General features: G+C 60.4%; 8 protein-coding genes. All 8 read right to left on the bottom strand.

The features are described 5' to 3' along the window. The coding region (locus GT748_RS14725) for a DNA cytosine methyltransferase (RefSeq protein WP_161222392.1) at positions 1–1,479 on the bottom strand (1,479 nt) is incomplete at its 3' end. Between the two features lie 9 nt (positions 1,480–1,488). Beyond that, positions 1,489–2,343: a conjugal transfer protein TrbL family protein gene (locus tag GT748_RS14720; protein WP_119981146.1), complete on the bottom strand. Its 855-nt coding sequence runs from the start codon at positions 2,341–2,343 to the stop codon at positions 1,489–1,491. 40 nt (positions 2,344–2,383) lie between these two features. Further along, on the bottom strand, positions 2,384–2,776 hold the full coding sequence (locus GT748_RS14715; RefSeq protein ID WP_134107026.1) for a hypothetical protein: 393 nt from the start codon (positions 2,774–2,776) through the stop codon (positions 2,384–2,386). Between the two features lie 3 nt (positions 2,777–2,779). After that, positions 2,780–3,115: a DUF3852 domain-containing protein gene (locus tag GT748_RS14710; protein ID WP_134107024.1), complete on the bottom strand. Its 336-nt coding sequence runs from the start codon at positions 3,113–3,115 to the stop codon at positions 2,780–2,782. A 104-nt stretch (positions 3,116–3,219) separates the two neighbouring features. Continuing rightward, a complete protein-coding gene (locus tag GT748_RS14705; protein WP_134108129.1) occupies positions 3,220–3,516 on the bottom strand; it encodes a SpoVG family protein in 297 nt (98 codons plus the stop codon). After that, positions 3,479–4,105 carry a hypothetical protein gene (locus GT748_RS14700; protein ID WP_161222391.1) on the bottom strand — a complete coding sequence of 209 codons (627 nt, stop codon included), beginning with the start codon at positions 4,103–4,105 and terminating at the stop codon, positions 3,479–3,481. Before GT748_RS14700 ends, GT748_RS14705 begins: the two co-directional genes overlap by 38 nt. 128 nt (positions 4,106–4,233) lie before the next feature. Beyond that, on the bottom strand, positions 4,234–5,130 hold the full coding sequence (locus GT748_RS14695) for a hypothetical protein (RefSeq protein ID WP_161222390.1): 897 nt from the start codon (positions 5,128–5,130) through the stop codon (positions 4,234–4,236). Positions 5,131–5,184: 54 nt separating this feature from the next. Continuing rightward, the coding region (locus GT748_RS14690; RefSeq protein ID WP_161222389.1) for a hypothetical protein at positions 5,185–5,411 on the bottom strand (227 nt) is incomplete at its 5' end.

Here is a 5,411-nt window from a genome sequence, read left to right as displayed (position 1 = left end):
CGCGCCGGGGATATCCGTCCACCTGTCCGGGAATCCCTGCAGGCGTTCGCACTCCAGAGGCGTCAGCCGCCGCACCCTGTTTTGGGGGCCAATGATGCATTTCGCATCGGATACATACTGGTTCCCCACACCTTTTTCGTCCCCGCTGCACAATGTACCCACAACACGCTGATATGGCACGCACACGCCGTGCCGGTCACAGGCCGTCAGCGTATATCCGACCTCCAGCGAAACACCCGCGCCGTTCCCGCCGTTTTCCGGCCCGCGGCCAATGACCGTCCCGCTGATCCCATAGGCGGGCGCCTCCACGCAGAACGGCTGGTTGTTTCCGCCCATTCCGCACGACGCCTGCAGTGTGGGCGCCACCTCCAGCGGACCGCGGTACCGGCCGTCCTGTGAATGGTTTTCAAACAACACCGGCCGGTTGTTCCCACTCATCCCCGCGCTTGCTGTAAGGGTGGGACAGAGGTCGAACGCCACCTCCGCCCCACCCTGTTCGCTGCCCAGCACGATGGGAGTATGGCCCCCCATATCCGCCCGCAGCGTCCCGCTCACGCCTTCACTCACATCCATACGCATGCCGCCCTGGTCATTGAGGCACACCTCCCGCTCCAACAGGATCGTCTCCTGGCGCAGGCTTGGATGCGCTGTAATCGTTGTAGCCGTACCGTACATGGGCCGCACCTCATCCCGTCCGTTGGCCGCATAGGCTGTCAGCCCCCGGTTTCCGGCTCCTCCCTCAGCCCCGCCTGCATCCGCACGGCGGATTCCAGCTGCGGCGGCAATGTCTTCCCACGTTCTGCGCTTCGCCGCAGTATACCCCGGCAGGCCTTCGCGCTCAAATAGTATTTCCGCGGCACTGTGCCCAGCAAGATCTGCGACAAGGAAGATACGGCGGCGTCTTTGGGCGACTCCGAAAAATTCTGCATCGTAAACCGCCCATGCGATGGAGAAATTTCCTCCCAGTACGCGCCCAGCAGATTTCCATGTCCCGGCCTCAGGTCGAGGGATTGACACGTCCGGCTCTGCCACGCGCGCTGTTTCCTCCAGCACTGCTCGAAAGTCCTCCCCGTCATAGCTTGAGAATGCGCCCGGCACGTTTTCCCAGAGCATGTATCTGGGCCGAACAGCGAGAGCTGTTCTACCTCTGGCCCGGTCTGCATCCCGCATCTCCCGGATCACACGCAGCTGCTCCATGAACAGGCCGGACCGCGCGCCCGCGAGACCTGCCCGCAGGCCCGCGATGCTCAGGTCCTGGCACGGCGAACCTCCGCAGACGATATCCACGGGCGGAAGCTCCGCCCCTCTGAGTTTCGTAATATCCCCCACATGCAGCATTCCGGGGAACCGCAGCCTTGTGACTTCGATGGGGAACGGCTCGATCTCGCTGGCCCATACAGGCTCTATCCCGCACACTGCCGCGGCAAGGGGGAATCCGCCGATCCCGTCGAACAGGCTTCCCAGCCTGAGCTTTTGCACAATGCATCCTCAGCCCGGCGCGGAAGAGACCATCCGCACAGTATTGATGACGGACTGTGCCGTGTGGACCGCGCCCATCACGTTGGCGCGCGTGCTGGTGTCCACACCGAACGCGCCCGCGATCCGCGGAACTTCCGTGCTTGCCAGCATCATGCCGCAGCCCAGCAGCATATTCGTATTCCACACCATCAGGCCTGCAACGAGCATTGTCGTCTGCAAAAAAGCCGTCAGGCACAGCCCGGCCACCTGTTTTCCCCAGTTCCAGAACCCGTCCAGGTATCCGCGCGGCACGCTGAAAAAGTACAGGCTGCCCACGGCGATCTGGATGAGCAGGATGCCGCCGCGCCTGAGGTTCGCAAAGAACACCTTGAACACGGCATAGCCGAGCAGGATCAGCAGGAACAGGCCCACAAAAGCGCCGTATCCGTTCAGCGCGCCCATTGCCGCACGCGTCAGGCTTCCGATGCTGCCGTCCTCCCCGCCCATGAGCTGCGCGAGACCCGACGCGAACGTGCCCTGCAGTGTGACGCACAGGCGGTACAGTTCTACCGGCACTGTGGTGAACAGGCTCACGGCCATGAAGCCTTTGATCCCATTGAGCGCAAGGCCGTGCAGGTCGCCGCGCCCCGATTGGGACTGGATGGCGTATTCAAAACCCGCCACTACAAGCCCTACTGCGTACAGCACCCATGCAAACCGGCTGAAAAACAGCACCACGGCCTGCGTCCACGGAAGGTCGAACAGCTCCGCTCCCATCATGTTCATCATCTCAAAAAATTCACTGAAAAAGCCGGCCAGCTTTCCGTAGATCCAGTCAAAGATCTGTCCCAAAACTGCGTCGGCCACGAAATCCCATACAAAAATAGACGGTCACCTCCTGGCTATTTCGTATATCTGCGTCCGCCTAATATCCCATTCCGCACATCTCCTGCCGCGGGTCCTGTTCATACAGTGCGCAGAACGTTTCGATCTGTCGCGCCAGCAGCTCCATATCCCCGGGTGTCGGGACAGCTCCATACCATTCTGTTTTCCCGTCGCAGCGCCACAGATATGGCGCCTGTCCGCCCCATACATCTTCAAAACGCACCGTTACACGGTCGATCTCTCCCCGCGTCCTGCTGATGGCGCTCAGCTGCAGCGCTCCGTACCGGTCCGCAATTCCCTGCGTAACAAACTGCAGCTTTGCGTGCAGGCCGCTGTCAAGCTCCAGATATGCCGCACGGCCAACGTACCGCGCACGGTCTTCCCTGCCTGCGGCGCTCACCGCTTTCCGCAGCTCCCGTTCGAATGTATTCACCTTTCACACCCCCGCAATGGTCCAGATGTACAGAGGCGCCGTCAAAGAAAGCACCAGACCGGCGAACAGCAGGATGAGTCCCGTCCATTCAATCTGGCCGTGCTTGCGGTACTCATAGTACGTTGTTCCCGCTTTTACGAAAAACGCGATCACGAGGATAAGGTCCAGTGCGGGGAACACTACTGTATTTACAACCGTTTTGATCTGCTGTGCCGCGCTCTGCCATGTACTCTGGATCACGCCCGCCACGTCTCCCGTCTCAGCAAATGCCGTCGCCGCAAAAAGGCACACGGCTGCCGTCAACACACACACTGCCGTCAATTTCTTTTTCACAGGCATCTTCTCCTTTTCCGCGCCTTGTGGTTTCAGCCGCTGTGCCGGAAGGCGCTGTCCGGCACGCGCTCCATACGGTTCAGGGCTTGTCCTTACGCAGAAAAACGGACTCACCCCGGTTCCTGCCCGGCCAAAACCGCGGCCGCGACGTTTTCCGCCTGTTTTTCCGCATAGGCCCGGAGCACGGCCCCGGCCAGCTCTTCCTTCGCTTCCTTATCCATTGGAAAAAAGATATCGATGTATTTTCCTTTTGCAGACTTGTATGAGGGCATCGCCACGAACAGGCCGCTTTTCCCCTCGCATACCTTGATGCCGCGCACGCCGAACCTGCCAAGCACCGCGTTTGCCTTTGCCTTCACGGCGCCCGTTTCAAACACCGATGTGATCTTGACCGAAATGATTTCCATATTCCCCGTTCTCCTTTTTTTGTTTTTGTTCTGCTTCATACACATACGTTCCCGCATCCGGGTCATACCGCAGCCCGAATGCTTCCGGCGGCTCACGCAGGATGTCGAACGAAAGCTCATACGCTCGCCTGCTTGCCGGCCGCGGACATATTTGCTCCAGTATTTCTCCGTCCCTGTACCGCGCGGCGCCGCAGTCCATACCAACGTCCCGGCTGGCCCAGGCGTAGAGCAGGGCGGCGTCCGGACAAAGCCGGGACGCGTGCTGCATCAGCACCGGCACACCGGCGTCCTGCGTATAGAACAGGATGGTATCCCCGCCGTCGTATGCCGCCGCACTGGCCTGTGCCTTCAGCGTGTTCCACCGCGTTCCCCAGTTTGCCTGCCGCCAGTCCAGCCAGCAGTTTTCTCCGCCCTGCCTGCGCACCGTACCGGCGCTCAGCGGCTCTTCCCGCATCCAGACCGGCATGGGGGTTATCCGGTTGAAATCCACACTGCCCAGCCCGGCTGTATCATCCTGTATGGCGCCAAACAGTGCCCGTGCCGCGCCCGGCGCGCCGAATACCCGTAGATAGTTCACATATTCTGCCATGCATTTTCCTTTCCGGCAGCCACAACACAGCGGCGCGGGATACCCCGCGCCGCCGTCTCTGCCCTTGTTTCACCCTACCCAACGAAGTTTGGGATGCGGCCCTGTGCAATGGCAACAAAAACGCGCCGTCACGCCCAAATGGTAATGGCCCCGTCCGCGTAGCTGCACCCGGCGGAATCAGCTCCCTGTGCCGACAGCACGCTCATTTCGTCCTCCAGCGCGGCCCACAGAGCCGCATAGTTCTCATCCAGTGTATCTTTCCCATTGAAGTCTTCCAGCCGTAAAACGGCCTGTACCGTGCGGCATTCGTCTGAACGTGCAAGGCCCAGGCTTCCCATGATGCTGTCGGCCTGGTTCGTGGCCAGCAGCATGGCAAGCTCCCCGGTGATGGCTGAAGGCATGTCAAGCGGCATGAGCGCGGCACGGGGCGCGCCATCCTCTTCTTCGCCTGCATCCACCGGACTTTCCGCGGCGTTTGCAGTGTTTTTTTCCGTCTCATCGGAATCCGGGGAAGCATCCGGCATGCCGGCGCCGCCCGCCTCAATATCCGCAGCGGGAACAGACCCGGTCTCTTCCCGCTGCGCGGCGTCTGGCCCCGGCGCCTCCGAAGCAGCGCTGTCTGCCGTACCGGCGTCGCTCGGCGCCGTTTCACTTGTGGCTCCCGGTACGGTGCCGTTGTCCGGTATACCCGCCGCCTGGCTTTGGGACGCCGTGTACGGCATGGAGGACGCGTCCGGTGTGGACGCGTCTTCCGCCAGGCCTGTAAGTGCAACAGCAAGCGCCGCCGTTACAGAACAAAGTGTCATTGCAATTGATTTTGTGTACAGATACATGTGCATTCCTCCTACTATAATAAAGTCATCACGAAGCTCCTTCGCAGGTTCAGATTTTTCCGGAAGGAGAAGGAGCGTAGCGAGTGAGCCTTCCGGAAAAATTGGCGCGATGCGCCTCCAGTTGATATCGAAATCCTTTGCGGATTCTGATATATTGGTCTCGTGCGGACAGAGGTTCACGTATTCCTCCATGTGGTTTCTGTCCACTTGGACAAGAGTGTGACCTCTGTCCTTGCGGGATTTCACTTATGAGCCGGATGTTGCGGCGTTTGCCGTCTCCTCAGCTGTATCTTCTTCGGTTGCAGATTCCGACCTTCTGCGCCAGATGAGCATGGCCAGCGCCGTGCCGCACAGCAGCACGAACAATACCGTCCACCAGTCTACGAAGCGGAAACACCATACAAGCGGCTGTGTGAGGAAGAACAAGACCACAGACAGTACCGCCAGCACCGCATTCACGGTTTTCTGCACAG

The sequence above is a fragment of the Bittarella massiliensis (ex Durand et al. 2017) genome (assembly GCF_009876955.1).
GTDB lineage: Bacteria > Bacillota > Clostridia > Oscillospirales > Ruminococcaceae > Bittarella > Bittarella massiliensis.
The sequence above is the reverse complement of the archived record's forward strand: the minus strand, read 5'-3'. Positions and strand labels throughout refer to the sequence as shown.

Excerpts from the sequence above, each read along its gene's own strand:
- GT748_RS14710 (WP_134107024.1), bottom strand. The coding sequence starts at position 3,115 with ATGCCTGTGAAAAAGAAATTGACGGCAGTGTGTGTGTTGACGGCAGCC.
- GT748_RS14705 (WP_134108129.1), bottom strand. The coding sequence starts at position 3,516 with ATGGAAATCATTTCGGTCAAGATCACATCGGTGTTTGAAACGGGCGCC.
- GT748_RS14700 (WP_161222391.1), bottom strand. The coding sequence starts at position 4,105 with ATGGCAGAATATGTGAACTATCTACGGGTATTCGGCGCGCCGGGCGCG.
- GT748_RS14695 (WP_161222390.1), bottom strand. The coding sequence starts at position 5,130 with ATGGAGGAATACGTGAACCTCTGTCCGCACGAGACCAATATATCAGAA.